Raw genomic sequence first — 572 nt, 5'->3', positions numbered from 1 at the left:
TGCACATCGCGCTGGCTGCGTCCATCATCTGGTTACTGGCAAGAGGGTTGCAATATTTCCTGCCGAGCCACGCTATCCATTGGCAGTTTCCCATGCTTGCAGGTCTGTGCTTTGCGGCTTTTTATGCATGGTTAACGGGGATGCAGCCGCCCGCAATGCGCACGGTTGTCTCTCTCTCGGTGGTGGCTGCACTGCGGATTAGCGGCCGTCAATGGTCTCCCTGGCAGATCTGGTTAGCCTGCGTGGCGGCAATTCTGATTTTTGACCCTGTGGCTGTTCTGTCACAAAGTTTTGCGCTGTCGGCGTTTGCGGTTGCGGCATTAATTTTTTGGTACCAGTGGCTACCGCTTCCGAACGGGCGCTGGAGCCGAATAAAACCTCTGGCAAATCTCATTCATCTGCAGACAGGGATGCTGTGCCTGCTGCTTCCGCTGCAGGTGCTGATATTTCATGGTTTCAGCCTGTCTTCATTCCTCGCGAATCTGTTTGCTGTTCCGCTGGTCACGTTTATTTCCGTGCCGCTGATCCTTCTCGGTATGCTGCTCCATCTTTTTCCGCTGGCGTTACTGGAG

At 54.4% G+C, this 572-nt stretch carries 1 protein-coding gene; it reads left to right on the top strand.

Annotated features, from left to right (window positions below; translation table 11 throughout):
• The coding region (locus tag QQF33_RS03465; RefSeq protein ID WP_285157385.1) for a DNA internalization-related competence protein ComEC/Rec2 at positions 1-572 on the top strand (572 nt) is incomplete at both ends.

Source organism: Lelliottia wanjuensis (assembly GCF_030238365.1).
GTDB lineage: Bacteria > Pseudomonadota > Gammaproteobacteria > Enterobacterales > Enterobacteriaceae > Enterobacter > Enterobacter wanjuensis.
This window is presented reverse-complemented; position numbering and strand designations above follow the sequence as displayed.